14 protein-coding genes are annotated in these 19,538 nt (G+C 37.4%); 5 read left to right on the top strand and 9 right to left on the bottom strand.

Annotation, left to right across the window (positions count from 1 at the left end):
* Positions 1-3,360, top strand: coding sequence for a hypothetical protein (locus H6607_02315; protein ID MCB9261196.1), 3,360 nt, complete (start codon positions 1-3; stop codon positions 3,358-3,360).
* 74 nt (positions 3,361-3,434) lie between these two features.
* A complete protein-coding gene (locus H6607_02310; GenBank protein ID MCB9261195.1) occupies positions 3,435-4,514 on the top strand; it encodes a Fic family protein in 1,080 nt (359 codons plus the stop codon).
* A gap of 11 nt (positions 4,515-4,525) precedes the next feature.
* Here the strand turns inward: H6607_02310 and H6607_02305 are convergent, their stop codons facing one another.
* Complete coding sequence (locus tag H6607_02305; protein ID MCB9261194.1) at positions 4,526-5,257, bottom strand: hypothetical protein; 732 nt, start codon at positions 5,255-5,257, stop codon at positions 4,526-4,528.
* A gap of 92 nt (positions 5,258-5,349) precedes the next feature.
* Between H6607_02305 and H6607_02300 the strand changes: the two genes are divergently transcribed.
* The gene (locus H6607_02300; protein MCB9261193.1) at positions 5,350-6,255 is read left to right on the top strand and encodes an SRPBCC family protein; all 906 of its coding nucleotides are present in this window, start codon (positions 5,350-5,352) and stop codon (positions 6,253-6,255) included.
* 5 nt (positions 6,256-6,260) lie between these two features.
* On the opposite strand, the gene H6607_02295 is transcribed toward H6607_02300, so the two are convergent.
* The 4 genes from H6607_02295 to acs form a co-directional block, all read right to left on the bottom strand.
* Positions 6,261-6,878, bottom strand: coding sequence for a hypothetical protein (locus H6607_02295; protein ID MCB9261192.1), 618 nt, complete (start codon positions 6,876-6,878; stop codon positions 6,261-6,263).
* Between the two features lie 3 nt (positions 6,879-6,881).
* Positions 6,882-7,436 carry an RNA polymerase sigma factor gene (locus H6607_02290; protein ID MCB9261191.1) on the bottom strand — a complete coding sequence of 185 codons (555 nt, stop codon included), beginning with the start codon at positions 7,434-7,436 and terminating at the stop codon, positions 6,882-6,884.
* Between the two features lie 5 nt (positions 7,437-7,441).
* Positions 7,442-8,578: a hypothetical protein gene (locus H6607_02285; protein ID MCB9261190.1), complete on the bottom strand. Its 1,137-nt coding sequence runs from the start codon at positions 8,576-8,578 to the stop codon at positions 7,442-7,444.
* A gap of 160 nt (positions 8,579-8,738) precedes the next feature.
* A complete protein-coding gene (gene acs / locus H6607_02280) occupies positions 8,739-10,640 on the bottom strand; it encodes an acetate--CoA ligase (protein MCB9261189.1) in 1,902 nt (633 codons plus the stop codon).
* Between the two features lie 163 nt (positions 10,641-10,803).
* Here acs and H6607_02275 point away from each other — a divergent pair, with 163 nt between their 5' ends.
* Positions 10,804-12,924, top strand: a complete 2,121-nt coding sequence (locus H6607_02275) for an RNA-binding transcriptional accessory protein (GenBank protein MCB9261188.1) — start codon at positions 10,804-10,806, stop codon at positions 12,922-12,924.
* Between the two features lie 103 nt (positions 12,925-13,027).
* Here the strand turns inward: H6607_02275 and H6607_02270 are convergent, their stop codons facing one another.
* From H6607_02270 to H6607_02260, 3 genes are all read right to left on the bottom strand, one after another.
* Complete coding sequence (locus tag H6607_02270) at positions 13,028-13,972, bottom strand: hypothetical protein (protein ID MCB9261187.1); 945 nt, start codon at positions 13,970-13,972, stop codon at positions 13,028-13,030.
* Positions 13,969-16,029, bottom strand: coding sequence for an NACHT domain-containing protein (locus tag H6607_02265; protein ID MCB9261186.1), 2,061 nt, complete (start codon positions 16,027-16,029; stop codon positions 13,969-13,971). Before H6607_02265 ends, H6607_02270 begins: the two co-directional genes overlap by 4 nt.
* A 462-nt stretch (positions 16,030-16,491) precedes the next feature.
* Complete coding sequence (locus H6607_02260; GenBank protein MCB9261185.1) at positions 16,492-17,004, bottom strand: thermonuclease family protein; 513 nt, start codon at positions 17,002-17,004, stop codon at positions 16,492-16,494.
* 72 nt (positions 17,005-17,076) lie between these two features.
* Between H6607_02260 and H6607_02255 the strand changes: the two genes are divergently transcribed.
* The gene (locus H6607_02255) at positions 17,077-17,883 is read left to right on the top strand and encodes a hypothetical protein (protein MCB9261184.1); all 807 of its coding nucleotides are present in this window, start codon (positions 17,077-17,079) and stop codon (positions 17,881-17,883) included.
* 148 nt (positions 17,884-18,031) lie between these two features.
* Here the strand turns inward: H6607_02255 and H6607_02250 are convergent, their stop codons facing one another.
* Complete coding sequence (locus H6607_02250; protein MCB9261183.1) at positions 18,032-18,544, bottom strand: hypothetical protein; 513 nt, start codon at positions 18,542-18,544, stop codon at positions 18,032-18,034.
* Between the last annotated feature and the right edge of the window lie 994 nt (positions 18,545-19,538).

The raw sequence follows: 19,538 nt of genomic DNA, 5'->3' as shown, positions 1-19,538 counted from the left end.
ATGAATAGACTAATAATTCTGATAATAGCCTGTTGGCCAATATCAACTTGGGCTCAGCTAAAAATTACTCATACCACATTTGAAGGTAAAACATATAATATCTATCCAGTAAGAGTGCCATTTAATAGTGGCAACCATGAATACTATGGCGATAGGTATTATAGCAGAAATGGTTATTCTCGTCATTCGCGAAAATCTAAAACCAAAATATCGGGAATATGGGAAGGATATTCGGATGATGAACTTTTTTTGCCCTACAATCCATTTAAGCTACCCGATGGCGACTATTTGATTTATTACGCCAAAGACAAGTACAAATTTGATGAATGGGGCAACCCCGTATATAGCCATATAGACACCACCATTGTGGCGGTGCTTTTTTCAATTAAAGAAAATAAAAAGAACGGAAAGGCGGTGTGGTATGACTATGGCAAAGGGCATAACATTGTGCAAACCGGAGAATATGCCGACAACATTAAAACCGGAGATTGGAAAATTCTTAGAAAAAATAAAGAATATCATTATACCTATAAAGATGGGGAGTTTAATGGCGAACACAAAACATATTACGAAGGCAGGCTAAGTCATACAGCAAATTATGTACTGGGAGTCAAAAACGGAAAAGAGCAGAATTTTAAGAGCAAATATAAAAATGGCATTTCCGGCGAGTGGATATACGACATGGGCAGACTAATTGAAGAAAAAAAATATGATAAAAAAGGGCAAATTACCTATTGGTATAACCGCAATTTTGGCGATGGCACGTATGAGAAAGGCTACTCCAACGGAAAATTAACCTATCAAAAATTTTGGTTTGATAGCACTGGCATGGGTCGTACGATTTCTTATTTTGAAAATGGAAATGTAAAAAGAGAATATACCTCTTTTAAATATTTTTATTTGAGTGAGTATAAAGCAACTAAAAAATGGACGATACCCTATTGGTACAATTCAATGCTTTATGTCGAAAACATTAACATTGTTCCTGACAATACTGTTTCGTTTAAAAAATATCATAAAAATGGATTGGTTGAATTGGAGTTTGACCTAACTAAAGATACATTTACAAAACCCATATATCTATATAACGACAAGGGAATAGTACTCGAAAAATTTGAGCGAAATGAAATTGAAAAATACTATAACGTAACCCGTTTTGACCCCAAAAGCGGAAAAAAAATGGAGTTTAGAACTTATTATTATACTTCTTCAAGCCCAACAGAAAATAAATATTGGACAAAAAAGACCGGCATGAAACGGTTTGACAATTACAACGGTTCTAACGCTTCTCAAAGAATTGTGTACGGCAAAAAAGAGGAAATTGTGTTTGAAGAATACTCTAACTACTTTCTGTCGAAAAAATATAGAGATAGTACCGGGTTTGTTGTTTGCAAAATAGAACCTCAAAAAAAATATACCGACACAACCTTTTGCCTTCTGCACACCGATGAATATTATCGAGCAGTAAAAGACAAAAAGCGAAACACAACGAAATATACCGAATGGCAGAGGATTGACTCGAATGGAAAGGATTATCTGCAACTTAGGCATTTTTGGCAAGATAAAAATCAAGATTTTAAGGTAACTTCTATAGACTATGTCGAAATTCCAAAATTGATGGATGAACATGGGGAAGAAAGTAGATATGCCGCCCGTATATATTCTAAGATTGGCACAAAAGAGATACTTGGAAAATCAGACCTGATTAATACACCTAAGCAATTAGACTATTCTGTGATTTATCAAAATCATTTATATACTGGAGAGATAAACTCAAAAACTTCCAAAAAGCAAGCATACGAGGTAAAATTAAAAACAATTAAACATAAAGATGGGTCAATCGACAGTATGTTGTTTGTGAAGGAACCACGCCAATATTCGGGCAACAGCAGTCATTATAATTGGCGGAAAAAATCTTCGCTTTATGTTGAATCGGGAAATGTTACTTCAATTCAGCAGAATTGGGGAACTACAATCCATTACAAAAACAATAAAATAGACGGCACATATTCTTCCGCCTACGATTTTCCATACAATGCCAACTATATTGAGGGGGTTAGACACGGACTCTATGGAAATAGTTCGTCCTTTTTGAAAGAATATTATTATGACAAACTACATGGATATTGTATTGGTTTTGATTATTACTCGCCGGAAAAATATTACCCAAACCAAATTGAATATAAGGCATATTATCATCTCGATACACTGCACGGGCCATTTCAAAGTTTTGTTCGACCACAAGAGCTAAGTCAAACCGTTACGTTTGAGAAAGGTTACCCACATGGCAGATACTGGAGAGGCAATGTGACGGCTCCCACTTCGGTGGAGGTAAACCTGCATCACGGCTTCTTTGTTGATACCGGTTATTACTATTTCAAAGAAGGTGGCTTAAAAGTAAAAGTTTATAACTCTTTGGAAGACAGTGTCTTTTATTTAAAGAATTCTTCATATAGTTCGCATAACTATTCCGAAAATGATTACACTTACGAGCTAAGTTATTCCGAAAATGTCCGTATTATGGATCATGGTTATTCACACGAAGACAATACTTCCACATTTTCATACTGGGGCAGAGACAGTATGGATAATTTCATAAAATATCCAAGAATAATTGGCAATGCGTCTTTAAGTAGATCAAATATTATTGCTTTTAATGGCACCCGCACGGGCGATTATACCTATTACTACAAAAACGGGGTTGTGGCCAGTGTGGGAAGGGTTGAGAAAGGTGCAAAAGTTGGGCTTTGGGTTTATAATAATTTGAATGGACAAAAGTACAAGACTGTAAACTACGACACCGGGTGGTATATAAACCCCATAACCAACGACACCACAAAGTATTACGGCACTATAGAAATGTGGAATCCTAACGGTAATAAACTTCTTAGCGGTTTGGTGTTGTCCAGTTTTGAGCGTTTTAAATGCGACCAAGAAATGAAAGTTGACTTTGAAAATATTTATTACACAGCATATTACGACAAAAACGGCAATCAAACGCTCGACTATTCCGGTGGAACAATAACCGAATATCACAACAATGGCGAAAAGCGATTGGAAGGAACATTTGCCAACGGCAAAAGAAATGGAATGTGGAAGTTTTACGACCCCAATGGCCACCTCGAAGAGATGGGTAAATATGAAAATGGCGAGCGTACCGGCATTTGGATAAGTGGCGATTTGGAAGCAGTACCCTACTACGAAAATATTTGCCTACCGGGCGAAGTTGGTGCCTTTAAGACAGATGACATCTATAAAACCGGAATAATCACAGACTCCTTTCGTATAGAAGAAACCACCTACAAAGACAATGGCAACCCCTATGGTAGGAGATATATAATCTTTCTCCCTTTGTATTAAAAAAGTCAAAAAAGAGAAAAATGTAAAAATACATTAAAATATGACTAAATTTGTCATGTTAAATTTTGTCTATTATGAAAAATCTTGCCCTATCGCTTAAAAAATGGAGAACCGAAAGCAACAAAACCATGCTTGAATTATCAGCCAAAACTGGTATAGATCAAGCACTTTTATCCAAATACGAAACCGGAAAGCGGGTTCCTTCCGAAAAACACTTGGTTCAACTTTCAGAGGCAATGCACATTGATTTTTCGGAAATCAAAAAAGAATTGTTGGCAGATAAAATTGCCAAGCTCGTTCAATACGAGCAAAATTATGCCGAAATATTGATGGTGGCCGAGAGCCGTGTAGAATACCTCACATCAAATCAAGCATTGATTTTGCCCGAGTTGCCCACAGGTTATACCGAAAAACTCGACAAGTTAGATAAGCTTAAAAATCAATTGAAGGCTCTAAAACCATTGCAAGGCTCGGCTTTGTATAAGCTAAAGGAGTATTTCAGAATTCAATATACCTACGACAGCAACCAAATAGAAGGGAATACGCTGACTCTCAAAGAAACTCATTTGGTTATAAACGAAGGAATCACCGTTGGCGGAAAAAGTATGCGAGAGCATTTGGAGGCCATCAACCACGCCGAAGCTGTTGATTTTATTGAAGATTTGGTTTCGGGAAAAGAAAAGTTTAATCGCCGTTCGCTTTTAGAGGTGCATCGTTTAGTGCTAAAAAGTATTGATAATGAAAATGCCGGAAGGTTTCGAAATGTTCCAGTTCGCATTTCGGGTAGCCAGCATGTTCCGCCTCAGCCGTATCTTCTCGAAAAAATGATGGAAGAATATTTTATGCACTATGAGATACAAAAAAAACGCATGCATCCGGTGCTTTTAGCAGCCGAAATGCACGAGCGTTTGGTAAGCATCCACCCATTTATTGATGGCAATGGCCGCACATCGAGGTTAATAATGAATTTTATTCTACTTCAAAATGGCTACACTATCACTTCCTTAAAGGGTGATTTGACCTCAAGAAAACGCTACTATGATGCGTTGGAGGCCGTTCAGGTTGATAATGACACCACACCCTTTTACGATTTAATTATTGAAAAGGCCGAAGAGTCGCTCAAAGAGCATATTGAGCTTTCAAGCCCTGTGTAGTGCAGGGTTTTTTATTTTGCAAAAAATACCCGCCGCATCATGTATATAGTTCCGGGCAATAAAATGATGTTCACTTTCCACCATTGGGTGCCGGAAAACCCGTGAATAAATCCAATAGCGAGCAATATAGCCGTAAGAATCAAAAAGAAAACGGTTACGATTTTGGCGAAAAAAGTGTCGTAAAAACTTGATTTTCTTTCAATCACGATATGCTCAGCTTTTAATTGAGGTGGCTGCACAGCCCTTTCGGTTTGAGGTGTGGCGGTTGGTTTTTGAGGTTCATGCTTTTCTATTATTTGTAAAAACACTTCTTTAAACTCCACAAATCCTGTTCTATTTATTTGGTCGGTTATCCAGATTTGACCAGGCGATTTTTTAAGGTAAAGTTTGATATACTCATATTCCTTTCCCGACCGATTTTTGTCAAAATCAATTTTATACGACTTTACCTCATGCCAGTTTATGGTTCTATTTTCTTCTTTTTTCCATAATTGATAAGGTATTTTTCGTCTTATTTGCTGAGTTATTCCATCATCAAATATTTCATATTTTATGGTAGCAATGGAAAAACCGAAAACCAATAGAATACCTCCAAAAAGCAGAGCCATGCAAATATATACATGCAACCCAGTCATGATTCCCATAAACATTAAACCCATTCCGGCGGCAGTGGCCATACCGATTGTGCTGTAAGGATTTTCAACAAAGCCGTTGGTGCAGAATTGTGCTTTAGGATTTCGCATATTCAAATCTATCCTTTTTTCATTTTTTTTCTTAACACGAGGTTTAACTAAATAATCTATTTTCGAGCCAAAATTTTTCAGTTATGCCCAAAATGTTCGTTTCTCGATCTATTGAAATTAATGCTAACCGAGCTTCGGTTGAGCAAGCCATCAACAACTACACTATTTGGCAAAAATGGTCGCCATGGGCTATTTTAGAGCCAGAGGTAAAAATTTCGGTTAATGAAAAAGCCGATTTTTATGAATGGCAAGGCAAACGAACCGGAAGCGGAAATATGAAAAATAATGGGCAAACGGGTGATGTTATTGACATGGATTTAACCTTTTTAAAGCCGTGGAAGTCAACCTCAAAAATTTATTTTCGGTTAAAGGAAAAGGACTCAAAAATTTCTGTTTCTTGGGAAATGCATGGCTCATTACCCTTCTTCATGTTCTTCTTTAAAAAAATAATGCAAGCCGGCATCGGTATGGATTTTGAACGTGGTTTAAAAATGCTAAAAGACTATTGCGAAACCGGAAACATTCACAGCAAACTCGAATTTAAAGGCGTTCAGCCATTTAATGGAGGAAAATACGTTGGCATAAAACGAAACGCAACAATGCACACCATTGGCGACGTTATGCAAAAAGATTTTGATGCTTTGTTTAACGAATTTAATGGTTCGCAACACTTATCCGACGTTTGGTTTTCGCAATATCACAAATTTGATATTGTTAATGGTGGAGTGGAATTTACCTCGGCGGTTTGCGTTACCGAATATCCGGAAAATCTTCCGGCAGGTTGGGTTAAGGGCGAAATTGAGAAATGCAATCTTCACACTATAAGACACATAGGATCATACGACCATATTGGAAATGCATGGGCAGCTTCGCAAATGATGATTCGTGCCAAAGAATTTAAACCCAAAAAAGGCATTCATCCTTACGAGTTTTATCGAAATAGTCCAAAAGATACGGCCCCCGAAAACCTGATAAGCGATATTTGCTTTGCTGTGTAATTTGCTTACATCGGCATCTTAAATTTTTCGAGTTTTTCTGCACTTACGGTCGTGTTGCCATACGACCGCACTATATCACCCACCGAAATTGGAGTAACACTATCGTGTGCCAAAAACTTTTCTCGCGAGGCATTGACCTTGTTTAAATGCGGCTCGTTGCACTTGCCCTGCACAAACACTTTTTTTTCAATTACCCGTGGTTCTTTTTCTATTGATGGTTTTTCTATATAAACCGTGTCGTAAATTCTTTCAACTACAGGCTTTTGTACCGCAATTTCAGCAGCCGATTCCACCTTTGGTTTTAAAGAAAAATAGGCCAAACCCAACAACAAAAAACAAGCCGCAACAGCTTGATAAACAGGCATTTTGTAAACCAATATTTTTGCCAAACCATTCTTTTTAGCATTTTGTTTTTGCATCAAATCTGGCAAAATATGTGCAGAAGGCTGAAGTTTATTCTCGTCGGCACCAAACAAAGCGGAATAGCTATTAAATGTTTCGTGTACTTGATTGTATTCTTCGCTCGAAATAGAAGAAAGCACACTTTTTTGCATGTCGGGGCTGAGTTGGTCGAACGAATATTTCTCTGCCCATTCCATTATTTCCTCTTCTAACTGTTTCATAAACTATTTTTTCGGATTAAACTCATTTAACTGTGTGGCCAATGTTTTAAGGGCATAATGCAACCGAGATTTTACGGTGCCTTCGGGTATCTCCAAAACGGTGGCAATTTCTTTTATACTCAACTGCTGTTGGTGTTTTAAAACAAATACTTCTCTCATTTCGTAATTCAATTTGTTCAACGCTATTTCAAGTTGATGGTAAAACTCTCTCTGCTCATATCTTGCCGTTTGCGAATCGGCATTAGCCCAATCAGCTACTTCACTTAGGTTTTCTGTGGTAGCTTGTCGAAACGATTTTCTACACTCATTGGCAGCAACGGCAAACAGCCAGGGTTTAAATTTTTTGGTTGTATCAAACTTTTTAGGTTTCTCCATAATTTTTAGAAACACCTGATGCAGCAAGTCTTGAGCTGCAATTTCGTTGCCGTTGAGCATTCTGTATATCAACACCAACAGGGGTTTGCTATATCTTTTATACAACTCTTCTAACGCCGAAGATGAGCCTTGCTGAACAAAGCTCATCAACGATTCGTCGGTATGGTTGTGAATTTTATTCACCCAGATTAGAGTAGTTTCTTTATTTCTTCCAACTGATTTACCTGACCTGCAATGGTTAATATGACACTTTTTAAAGCCAATTGCTCAGGGTCTTCACTTTCTTTATAATGATGATAAAGCGTAACCAACGGCACCAGGTAGTTCGAATTCATATCATCCACCACTGCCTGACTTATGTCGTTTTGAAACTGGTGCGTTATGTAATCTTTCAAAAAATATTTCTCGTAGTTCTTTTTAATAACAGCGATGTTGTCAAATTTTTCGTCCGACCATTTATAAGCCAACCCCACATTATACACCTCATCTTTTATAAACTCGTACCGATTTTTATGAACACTAACTGCCAGATAAACAGGTCGGTTGGTGTTTGATTTAATGTGTCTGAGCAATTTCTCTTCGGCAGTGTTAAACCAATCACTTTTAGTCGTATCAAATTTTAAATCGGGCAACCCCATTTCTTTAAAAAGCAAATGCCTGTATTCATCCTGCATAATGAGCGATGCATTAATAATGCTGACATTTGGTTTTATACCCTTCACATACTGCAAAATCCAGCATGGATAGGTATCATTATCACCGTAGGTTATCAGAATAGCATTATCATCAACACTCATAAGCATATTGTAACAAAAGCTATAAATACCGGTCGAAATGTCGTTGGATGCAAACCATTTTTGGGCAATTGTTTCAAGTTGTTTATGGTTACGTTTTACTTCGTAGTAGGTCATTAAATCCGCCATAATTTCTACTCTGTCAGGCCCCAGTTCTTGTGCTTTTCTTAAATGTGTCACATCTATTTCCGGATTCCGAAAACCAGAGTTGTAAAAAGAAATGTAGTGATACTCGAACGTGTTTGGAATGGCTGTACTCATTGTGGACACAATGCTGTCGAGATCTTTTTGCGTCACCCCTTCTTTATAAATTTTCAACATTCTTTTGGCTCGATAATAATTGTGCCATGCATCCACATTTTGTTGGTTTTTATCAATTTCCTTTTTCCAAAGTTCGGCCTGAATTCTATACCACTCGGTTGTGCGTCGTTGCTTCACCAATGAGTAAACCTTTTCGGGCTTTGTTTCGCTTTGAGCAAAAGACCCCAAGCCTATTGCCATTGCCAGTAAATAAAAATAAAATCGTTTCATACCCATAGTATCCAAAACAAGTAAAAAGGTTCAGATTAATTTTCAATTTTAAAAAGAAATGAAAAGTCGAGCCAATTGATTTACATAGCAACACACTTAATATCAGTTAGATAAATTTGCTTAAATACTTTTTTGGGTAAAATTTTTATTTGCTCCAAAATCACATTTTTCGGCCTTTAACAATTTCTTCTACACATTCGGGGTTTAAAAGTGTTGAGGTATCTCCAAAATTTTCCAACTCGTTTGCCGCCACTTTTCTCAATATTCGCCGCATTATTTTCCCACTTCTTGTTTTGGGCAAACCATTGACAAACTGTATTTTTTCGGGTTTGCTGATTGGCCCCAGGGTTTTAGAAACCAAATCGGCAATGGCTTTTTCCAATGCCGCTTGGCTCAATTGGCTGTTGTTTTTAAGCGTTATAAAAGCGTAAATGCTATTGCCTTTTATATCGTGCGGATAGCCTACCACCGCCGATTCGGCCACTTCTGGATGTTCATTGATGGCATTTTCTATCTCCGCTGTTCCAAGATTATGACCACTCACAATTACAATATCATCCACCCGACCTGTAATGCGATAATTGCCCTTTGCATCGCGTTTTGCTCCGTCTCCAGTAAAATATTTTCCAGCAAAACTGGAATAATAGGTGTCTTTAAATCGTTGATGGTCGCCATAGATGGTTCTGGCCATGCCCGGCCACGGATATTTTACACACAGTCTGCCTTCGGCTTCCATTTCCTCCATTTCATTACCCGACTCATCCATAAGGCAGGGCTGCACTCCGGGCAACGGCAGGGTGGCAAATGTTGGAATTGTCTCCGTTATGCCTGCCAATGGCGAAATCATAATTCCCCCCGTTTCTGTTTGCCACCATGTGTCCACAATGGGGCAGTTATGTTTGCCAATGTTTGTATCATACCACTCCCAAGCCTCTGCATTTATTGGTTCGCCCACAGTGCCCAGTGTTTTCAAAGAAGAAAGATTGTGTTTTGTTACAAATGAGTCATCGCACTGTGCGAGCGAGCGAATGGCCGTTGGTGCGGTGTAAAAGATGTTCACCTCGTGTTTTTCTACTATCTCCCAAAATCTTCCCATGTCGGGATAGCTGGGCACACCTTCAAATATAACGGTAGTGGCACCCGCACTGAGAGGCCCATAAAGGATATAGGAATGTCCTGTAATCCAACCTATATCAGCCGTACACCAATAAATATCTCCGGCGGCATATTGAAACACATTTCTAAAACTAAAATTGGTATATACCATGTAGCCACCGCAGGTGTGTACCATACCTTTTGGTTTGCCTGTGCTTCCGCTGGTGTAAAGTATAAACAGCATATCTTCTGCATCCATAACTTCCGCAGGGCATTCAGTTGAGGCAGGCTCAAAAACTTCGTGCCACCATACATCTCTTTGAGCCGTCATATTGCAGTTGTTCAATGCCCGTTTCAAAACAATAACCTTCTGAATGGTGTTGCACGAACACAATGCTTCATCTGCAATATCTTTTAATGGCGTTATTTTATCACCCCGAAGTCCCCCATCTGCGGTAATTAAAATATTGCACTCAGCATCGTTTATTCGGTCGGATAAACTTTTGCTGCTAAAACCTGCAAAAACCACCGAATGCACAGCCCCAATGCGGGCACAGGCCAACACGGCATACGCCAATTCCGGCACCATGGGCATATAAAGGCAAATTCTATCGCCTTTTTTGGCTCCCATATTTTTCAGCATGTTCGCCGTTTTGTTTACGTTTTTGGCCAACTCCCGATAGGTAATATGCTGCGAAGCTTCATTCGGATTGTTTGGTTCAAATATGATGGCAATTTGCTCCCCTTTTGTCTCTAAATGTCGGTCAATACAGTTTTCGGTAATGTTTAGTTTTCCCCCAACAAACCAATGTATTTCCGGTTTGTGCATATTGGCATCCAGCACTTTATCCCAATGCCTATGCCACACAAACTCTTTGGCAAAGCCATCCCAAAATGCTTCAGGGTTGTTTACACTTTCTTCATAAGCTTTCTGGTATTCTTCTATATTTGAAACTATGTAGTTCATCTGTTACTTTTATTTTTTTAACTGAACCTCTGTCATTCCAAAACTAATGAGAAAATATCAATATCGACACACGTAAAAGGTCAATTTTTATCATAGCTTGTGTTTCTTTTTTTGGTTGAATTGTCATTATTACACATAATTTCGCCGCAACACAAATTTAAAAATGCTTGCAGAAAACTACATATCCAGCCAAATAGATGTAAACCCAAAAAGTATTTCCGGCACGGTGAAATTGCTTGATGAAGGGGCTACCATTCCGTTTATTGCTCGATACAGAAAGGAAAAAACTGGAGGTTTGGATGAGGTGCAGATTTCAGAGATAGAAACCCTTTACACTTTTTTCAAAGAATTAGAAAAAAGGCGAAATTTTATTCTGCAGAAAATAAAAGAAAAAGGCAAGCTAACTGCCGAACTCGAAAAACAAATAAACGGCTGTTTTGATGCCGACCAACTCGAAGATTTTTATCTGCCCTATAAAGAAAAAAAATCGACCAAAGCCGAAACTGCACGAAAAAACGGATTAGAACCTTTGGCACAAATCATTTATGCTCAACGTGAATTTGACCCCTATTTTAAGGCAAAAAGTTTTGTAAAAGGCGATGTAAAGACTGCCGATGATGCCATTGAAGGAGCTTTGCATATTGTGGCCGAATGGGTGAGCGAGAATACCTCTATGCGAAACTCGGTAAGAGACCGTTTTGAAAAATTTGGTGTGGTATCGTGCCGAGTAAAACGCAAAAAAGACACAGAACCCGAAGCGGCGGTTTATAAAGATTATTTTAAACACGATGAAAACCTGAGACACATTCAATCGCATCGGTTTTTGGCCATGATGCGTGGCGAAAAGGAAGGTTTTTTATCCGTTTCGATTGAACCTGATGCCGAAAAAGCCATTAACGACATTGTGTTTAAATGCGTTCCGAAACGCAACAATTGCGGCAAACTGGTTGCCAAAGCAGCGGAAGATGCCTACAAACGGCTGTTGCAACCCCAAATTGAATCGGAATATAAAAAGAAGTTAAAAGAGAAAGCCGATAAAGAATCTGTATTGGTTTTTGCCGACAACTTGAAACATTTGCTTTTGGCTCCACCGTTGGGCAACAAATCGGTTTTAGCCATCGACCCGGGCATTCGCACGGGTTGCAAATGGGTTTGCCTCGACAAGTTTGGCACTTTTTTAGAAAAGGGAACTATTTTTCCGGACAGGGAGCCTGAAAAGAGTAGCCAGATTATTCAACAAAAAGTAAAAGCACTGAACATTGAGGCCATTGCGGTGGGCAACGGCACGGCTGGACGAGAAACAGAACAATTCATTCAAAACATAGATTTTGGAAATGCAAAACCGATGATATTTCTCGAAAACGAAGACGGAGCTTCCATCTATTCGGCCAGCGAAACCGCCAGAGAGGAGTTTCCGAACCTTGATTTGGTGTATAGAGGGGCTATCAGCATTGGCAGAAGATTGCAAGACCCTTTGTCAGAATTGGTAAAAATTGACCCAAAATCATTGGGTGTTGGGCAATATCAGCACGATGTAAACCAAACCCTACTCAAAGAAAAACTACACGAAGTGGTAGTAAGTTGCGTAAACAAGGTTGGGGTAAATTTGAATATTGCCAGCAAACATGTGTTGCAATTTGTGAGTGGCCTCGGCCAGCAAACCGCCGAAAACATCATCGATTTCAGAAAAGAAAATGGTCGGTTTGATACCCGAGAGCAGCTTAAAAAAGTTCCTCGGTTGGGCAATAAAGTGTTTGAGCAATGTGCCGGATTTTTGAGAATAAGCGATGGCAAAAATGTGTTAGACAAATCGGGTATTCACCCCGAAAGCTACGATTTGGCCAAAAAAATGTGCCATGCCGTTGGTGCAAAACCGGAGGATATGTTCGTAAATCCTCAAAAATTGGAAGGTATTTCGTTGGAAAATTTTGTGACACCTGAAGTAGGTTTGCCTACCTTAAAACACATTGTTTCTGAGTTTAAAAACCCCGGCCTCGACCCGCGAGAACCACGAAAAACCTTTGCCTTCGACCCCCGAATAAAATCTATAAACGATTTGGTGGTGGGCATGAAACTGGCAGGAATTGTTACCAATGTGGCGGCCTTTGGTGCGTTTGTTGACTTAGGCATCAAAGAAAATGGCCTCATTCACATATCTAAAATGAGCCACAACCGCATTTCCTCGCCCAACGAAGTGCTAAAACTGCGACAGGAAGTTTACCCCCGAGTGGTGGAGGTGGACATTGCCCGAAAACGGATTTCGTTAAGTTTGGTGGAGGGGTGAGGAATTGTAGATTTAGTTCAACCAAATGGCATCAATCTAATTACTTCAGCTTATCCTGCGATTACATGCAAAACTACAAGTGGTATTCTGTTCTCCGGGTAAATTAAACAGCTAACTTTTGTTCGTTTGTTTTCTTAAAAATATCATCTTGGGAAATTGTTTTTGGTGTTAGATATAATATTTTCTCATTTCCCGAACCCAATAAATTTATTATATAAATTATATTATCCATTGTGACAGGTACGGAATCTGTCAGTTTTATAAAAGTTTTAATTAGTTCAGCCCTTTCTGCCTTCAGAATTTTCTTCCCTAATTCGTTATCAGCATCTAGAATTGCTTTTAGTTCGTTTGATATTGAATCTAGCTGAAGCCTCAATCTAAATTTGGTTCTTAATAATGCGTCCCAATTTTTTTCCTTATAATGATTATATGCCAGTCTTTCGAACATTTCTTTCAATGCTACCTCATTTGTCTCCAACGATGCGTAGATTCCATTTAACATTCTGTCACTTTCCAAATGAGAAATCCAATCTTCTTTACATTTATATCTAAGATTATGGTCTATTTCGTGCCATCCTTCGGAAATTATTGTTCTTAGCTGAATTTCGAAAGTGGAATCTATTTTTCCTTCATATTCACTTCCTAATGAGCGTATAATAAATGAGAAATCTTCCTTTTGACTTTCGGACATTTTACATACTATGTTGGTTCTTTTTGGCTTAAACTCGCTTGACGAATGCAGGTCGATTTTTTCATCAACAATTTTATACTTGGAAAGAGACTTTATTAACTCCATTATTGGATGGATGTCGTCATGGAAGTAAGATGTAACTCTTATTCCAATGAAATCCTGCAACATTTTTCCACCATTTGAATAAGATTCTCCTTCTGATTTTTTTCTGATGAATTTTTCACCTATTGAATCAAGTGCCTTCACTCTTGAAAAAATTCGGTATAATAAGCCTGCTTTATCCAATTGAAAGGATATGTCCGACACAATTTCCCTACAGATTATTTCGGCACCTGCCAACTTGTGAGGTCTGTTCATCTATTTCTGTTAATTTTTGTTCTATAATCCAAACCTTTCTTTGTTATGAAGCAAAGATCATCTCGAAAATATATTAGAGAATTGCCCTTTAAACTAGTTATGCATTTATTAATTGCTGGCTTCGGGTAATTTTTCAAACTCTCTTTGATGAATCCAATAGTTCTTGGGACAACATTATTTTTCTTCGGGATTAGGAAAAGATTAAGTATTTCAATATCTGGCAAAACGATTTGTTCTTTATCATTCAAATTCTGTCGATCACCCACCCTTTTTACAAAATCATTATTGGACTCACATGCATAAAGAGCAAAATTATTATGCTCTATTATACATATCGAAGCCGCCAACATACAATTAATAAATTTGCAATTTTGAAAAGAACAGCCATCAAATAGGCTAAGATCGAACAAACAATTCTCGAATTTAATGGATGTAAAAACACAATTGCTAAAGTGGCTTTGTGTAAACTCAAAGTCTTTGATGTTCCAATTGTCCAAAATTAGACTTTCAAAATTTCTTTTAGTCTCCTTATTAAAGTGATAATCAAGGTAAAAATTAAAACCAACATCATAGGCTTGATTACTGAAGCCGTTATATGAATCCCAAAGTGATTTTTTTACCTCAGAACTCTGAATTTTAGACGCTTGGAGGGATTTGATTGCAAAATCTTGCGGTAGGCATCTAATGAAATTTGGATTTTCTTCTAAAAATCCTTCATCTAATAAATTTTGTGAAACTAGAGTTCCAAAAATGAAATCGTTTACAAAACCTATCTCTTCGTTGGTTTTTCTATCCAGAAACACATGATTAGTAAGAGTTTCAGACAATTCTTCAAGCGTTGGTTTTTCAGATACCGGATATTCTGTTAAACTACCCTTCAAAATTGCATCATTAAATGATAGGATAAATTCCTTAAAAACTGGTTTACTTTCTGATGTAAAGTTAAATTCAGCCATCAAAGCCACAAGTCGCCTAAAGATTAGAAGTTGATGTGTTGGACTCAGTTTTATATTTTGCCTTTCTTTCTCTCTTATCAATAAGTAATTCAAATACTTATCTATTAGATTATCAGTAGCATTTACTCCAAAATAATTTGAATATACTTCGTATGAGATATTTCGCAAATAAGACAAAAGAACCGGATTCTCAATTGATTCTTTTGGGATACCATGAAGTTCGATAAGGTTAATTTTATCCTTGCTTAGCCAATTATCAATATTAGGTTGAAAAATTTCAAACCGAGCAACATGGAAATCTTTCGTACTATTTTCAACACTTTCAAAGAACTCCTCACTAGAAAACAAAGCTGTTTTTCTTGTTGTCACTATAATTTTCGCTTTACCATCTAAAAGTTCCAAGATTGTGGATAGCATGCTTTCAATTTCCTCTTTAGTACTATCACGCGTTATAAGCTCATCAAAACCATCCACAATCAAAGGAATACGCCCCTTTTTTATTTGCTCAAGAACTATGTTATCCTTTATTCCGAGTGGAAATTGGTCGTTTATCTCGTTAAGTAAAATATGTTTAAAAATTCTAGCTTCTCGATTTCTTGAAAGCTCACTAAAGAATGGTAGCTTATTTAAATTTTCCGAAGAAAAATAATTTAACAATTCATACGCACTGCATGTCTTACCAAATCCGGCTGGAGCCTCAATAATAATAAAAATGGCTCTATTGATTTGGCTTAGCACTTCACTTATTTTATCAATAAGCTTTACCTCGTTCCCCTCAACAAAACTATTTTCTAGGACTGTACCATTTTCATCTTGTAAGACATAGCTAAAAGCACTATCAATATACTCGTATTTGCTTTTGGGAGGTAAGTTCTTAAGCTGACCTTTTACAAATTTCTCATATCTTCTTTTGAGTTCATTCCCAAGAGGTGTCTCTATAAAAAAACCATTAAAAAGGTACTCTTCAATATCTACTAAATTGTCGAAATGTTTTACAATGGTCGCATAGCCTAAATGCGAAAATTCACTTTTAAAATTCTCAATATCTTCGGATTCTTCGAGTTTAACAATTTCCGCAGCATTATACATGCCGTACTTCAATGTATAAATCCTAATTGATGTACTAGACAACGAAGACAACTGATAGTTATAAGAAAGAAATAACCTATCAACCTCCTTGTAATTTAAAATTTTAGTCATTAAATATAATTTTGATTTGAAACCAACCTTCAGTCTTGCTTTGTTGAAAGACCAATTTAAAGGTAAATTTAAGCTACTCTGAGTTGGGTAAAAATAAATGTGGAATAAAACTCTTAATTGTTGAAATCTTGAAACATCAAATTACTTCGATTCAATAATGACGAACAACTGTTTTCAGATTAAACTTATAATCAACATTGTGGACACCTATTATTTAATTCCTAATACTATTTTTTGTATATTCACTTCCCAATACAATAAATAATTGATATATGATTATCAGTTAGTTAGGTGTTTTCGGCAACAAATGGGCAACAATAAGTTGATAATCAAAGGAAAACAAAGATAAATAAAGTCAGATTATTAGAAGGATTGAGTAAGCGAATATAAGCCTTTTTGCTTTGTTCTTGCTCTTAGATTTAGCTTTTGATAGTTGTGTAGCTCAGAGCAATAAACTTTGTTATATGGCTTTGCATAGCCTCTACGGATTAGAATTTCATTAAGAGTTTTACCGTTAGGCAAACGAACATAAGCTAAACTTCTTCCGTATCGGTCTTTCAAATTCTTTCGCTCTTGGATTAGTGTAACAGAACTTTGGTTTTTTGTTTTCTTGATTAGAAAATTCATTGACTTATAGCCAAGCTCCAGTAAAAGTTGTGCAGGTATATGAGTTTCCCTTTCATCTTTTTTGGTCTTTGAACTGACTTTTATCTCTGGTGCATCAATTCCTAATAGTCTAATTTCTTCTTCCTTATTGTTGAAAATATTTTTTACAATCATACCATCACCATCAAGTATTTTGACGATTTCAAAATGTGGTCTTACCACTATTTGTTTGTTTGCATTTGTTTGCACTTGCTTACCTTCTTTTAACAACTGATAATCAATTAGTTATTAGTTACTTTGCAATAGTAATAATTATTTGTATAACATTAAAAAATTAAAATTATGGCAAGGCAAAAAGGACCATTAAAGTATGTCGGAACTCTTGGCGACATTAGACATTTTAAAATCAAGGGAAATCAAGGCTATTTTGCTGGACTAACAGGTGGTCCAACAGCCGACCAAATCGCAACAGATCCTGCATTCCAAAGAACTCGTGAAAATATGAACGAGTTTGGCGGTTGTGCATTGGCAGGAAAATCTATTAGAGTTGGGTTAGCAAGCCTAATGAAAAATATGGCTGACAGTCAAGTGACTGGAAGACTTACTGCTATTATGAAGAAAATCAATTTGGAAGACGGTTCAGAATCCAGAGGTAAAAGAGCTGTTCTTATTTCTTCAGTTCCACAGTATTTAAGTGGTTTCGAGTTTAATCGCTTCACATCTTTTGACGGAACATTCTCTGCACCTTATACCATTACCGCAGGTGCTAACCGGGACGAGTCAACTTTAGACGTTCCAGCGTTCAACCCACTGAACTATTTGAACATTCCTTCTGGTGCAACTCACTTCAGAATCATCAATGGGATAAGTGTGATTTCTGATTTTGAGTACAATGCAGCTACAAAGGTTTATGAACCAAAAGACGCAGCATTGAATGAGCTAAAAGCGGTTGAGTATTCAAACTATCTTCCTGTAGACCAAGCAATCACCACTACTACCTCACTGGTAGCTACATTACCTGGTACTCCAACTATGACTACTGACGTTATGGTGGTGAATGTGGTTGGTATTGAGTTCTACCAACAAGTAAATTCAGATTACTACGTGTTCGCACAAGGTAACGCAATGAAAATCTCCGAACTATTCTAAGAAGCCGTTATTTAGAATTTTGGATTAAGAAGCCCTTCTGCCTATGGCAGTTGGGCTTTTTCTTTGTTGGTATAGTTTGCATTCATTTTCCAAAGGTGTGCCTTTAGGGTGGAATTAAATACGGTTTAAAGTGGACTTAAACACGTATCTACCGCCTTTTAATGTAGCGATACATAACAATTCTCTTTGCTTCTTCAATTAGTCTGATATTCTCTGAATATTGGCATTGCTTTTTATCCAAGGCTTGTAGAGCTTGAACAGACTTTTTAAATCTCGGTTCATCTTTTGCCACCTCTTCAAAATTTAAAGAAAGTACTTTTCTAAATTCTACTATGGAAATAAAGGGAATGACTGAACCTCTTAAATGCTTATGTAAGGCTTTTGATTGCAACAAGCTATGACAAAGCCAGTACAACTGCTCTTTTAAGGCTTCATTACGTGTAGTAACGATAAAGCAATTCGGACAAGGTGCATCAAGTGGCTTTCCGCTGTTCAATCCTTTAGATAGGACGTAAAAGTGTGGTTTGTTCAGATTAGCTGAAGGACTGTTTGTTTTAACTGTGAATTTCTGTTTCATAAAACGGACTTTTGGATTGTTCCGCTTCGCTTCACCACAAAAATTTTTTGACAAAGAAAAAAACGGAAAAAAAAGAAAGCCCATTGACAGGGTGGCGAGGCTAAAAAGACAAAAGGAAACGGAATAAGTGCCGAAGGCTGAAAGGCAAATACCTTATTTAATAATCAACTAATATTTGCCTTTCATTATGCCGTAGTCTTTTGGCTTTTTAAGAGGGTTGGCATTGAGCGAGCCGCCCTATTTTTGCTGCCCTTTTTGTTCCTTTTTGCTCAAATGATTTCATCACTATTATTTCTTATTGATATGCAGATTTCAATTCCATTTGGGGTAATATGACCAGAAAAAAATAAACTATACCGCTATTAGAAGCGAGGGCATTGAGGGTTGCAAGTGTAGTGACGGAATGAAATGGAACGAATTGGGTGGGAATGAAATGAAGCACTCCTGTATGCTTTGCAGGATTGCAAACTTTGCAAACTTTACATAACTGCAAAGTTTATTGCTTGGATAAGCATACGGATTGCGTAATGGAATTGAGGGTTGCTTTCGTGAAATGGAATGCAGTAGTTACTCTTGCTTGGCTATTATAGGCTGTAGTGGGTGGTATGTAGAGAAACGGAATAGCACCTACTAAAAGCCGAAAACAAGACATAGTTTATTTTTTTTCTGACCGCTGAAAAGGGTGGTGGGGAATTGTTGGATTTTGGGTGGGGTGCGGTGGCTAAAACACGGCTCTGGACTGATAAGGACAGCTATGGTACTGGCTACTTAACATAATGTTATTATAGGACTTTATAGGGTTGGCATAGTCGCCTATAAGCGAGGGGATAAAGTACTATAATGCCACATTATGTTAATGTATGCTTCCGACATTTTTATACTGGCATAAGCGAAATGGTGGTGGTGGTTGGAATGTAGCGGTCTTTTTGTTTGGTGTGAAGGGTTGGCTCAGCTCTTTGCTTTTAAATCGTACCATTAATAAAATAATGCTTAACCAATTAAAAGCAATGTGCTGAAAGGGTGGCTCACACCACACAAAAAGTATGACAGTTAAAAATGGCGGCAGTACCATAGAATG

This window comes from Flavobacteriales bacterium (assembly GCA_020635395.1).
In the GTDB taxonomy this organism is placed as follows: Bacteria; Bacteroidota; Bacteroidia; order NS11-12g; family UBA9320; genus UBA987.
The sequence above is the reverse complement of the archived record's forward strand: the minus strand, read 5'-3'. Positions and strand labels throughout refer to the sequence as shown.

Bases quoted from the DNA above. Each gene is read 5' to 3' on its own strand.
- H6607_02310 (MCB9261195.1), top strand. From the start codon at position 3,435: ATGAAAAATCTTGCCCTATCGCTTAAAAAATGGAGAACCGAAAGCAAC.
- H6607_02255 (MCB9261184.1), top strand. From the start codon at position 17,077: ATGGCAAGGCAAAAAGGACCATTAAAGTATGTCGGAACTCTTGGCGAC.
- H6607_02300 (MCB9261193.1), top strand. From the start codon at position 5,350: ATGTTCGTTTCTCGATCTATTGAAATTAATGCTAACCGAGCTTCGGTT.
- H6607_02305 (MCB9261194.1), bottom strand. From the start codon at position 5,257: ATGCGAAATCCTAAAGCACAATTCTGCACCAACGGCTTTGTTGAAAAT.
- acs (MCB9261189.1), bottom strand. From the start codon at position 10,640: ATGAACTACATAGTTTCAAATATAGAAGAATACCAGAAAGCTTATGAA.
- H6607_02275 (MCB9261188.1), top strand. From the start codon at position 10,804: ATGCTTGCAGAAAACTACATATCCAGCCAAATAGATGTAAACCCAAAA.
- H6607_02270 (MCB9261187.1), bottom strand. From the start codon at position 13,972: ATGAACAGACCTCACAAGTTGGCAGGTGCCGAAATAATCTGTAGGGAA.
- H6607_02315 (MCB9261196.1), top strand. From the start codon at position 1: ATGAATAGACTAATAATTCTGATAATAGCCTGTTGGCCAATATCAACT.
- H6607_02295 (MCB9261192.1), bottom strand. From the start codon at position 6,878: ATGAAACAGTTAGAAGAGGAAATAATGGAATGGGCAGAGAAATATTCG.
- H6607_02285 (MCB9261190.1), bottom strand. From the start codon at position 8,578: ATGAAACGATTTTATTTTTATTTACTGGCAATGGCAATAGGCTTGGGG.
- H6607_02250 (MCB9261183.1), bottom strand. From the start codon at position 18,544: ATGGGCTTTCTTTTTTTTCCGTTTTTTTCTTTGTCAAAAAATTTTTGT.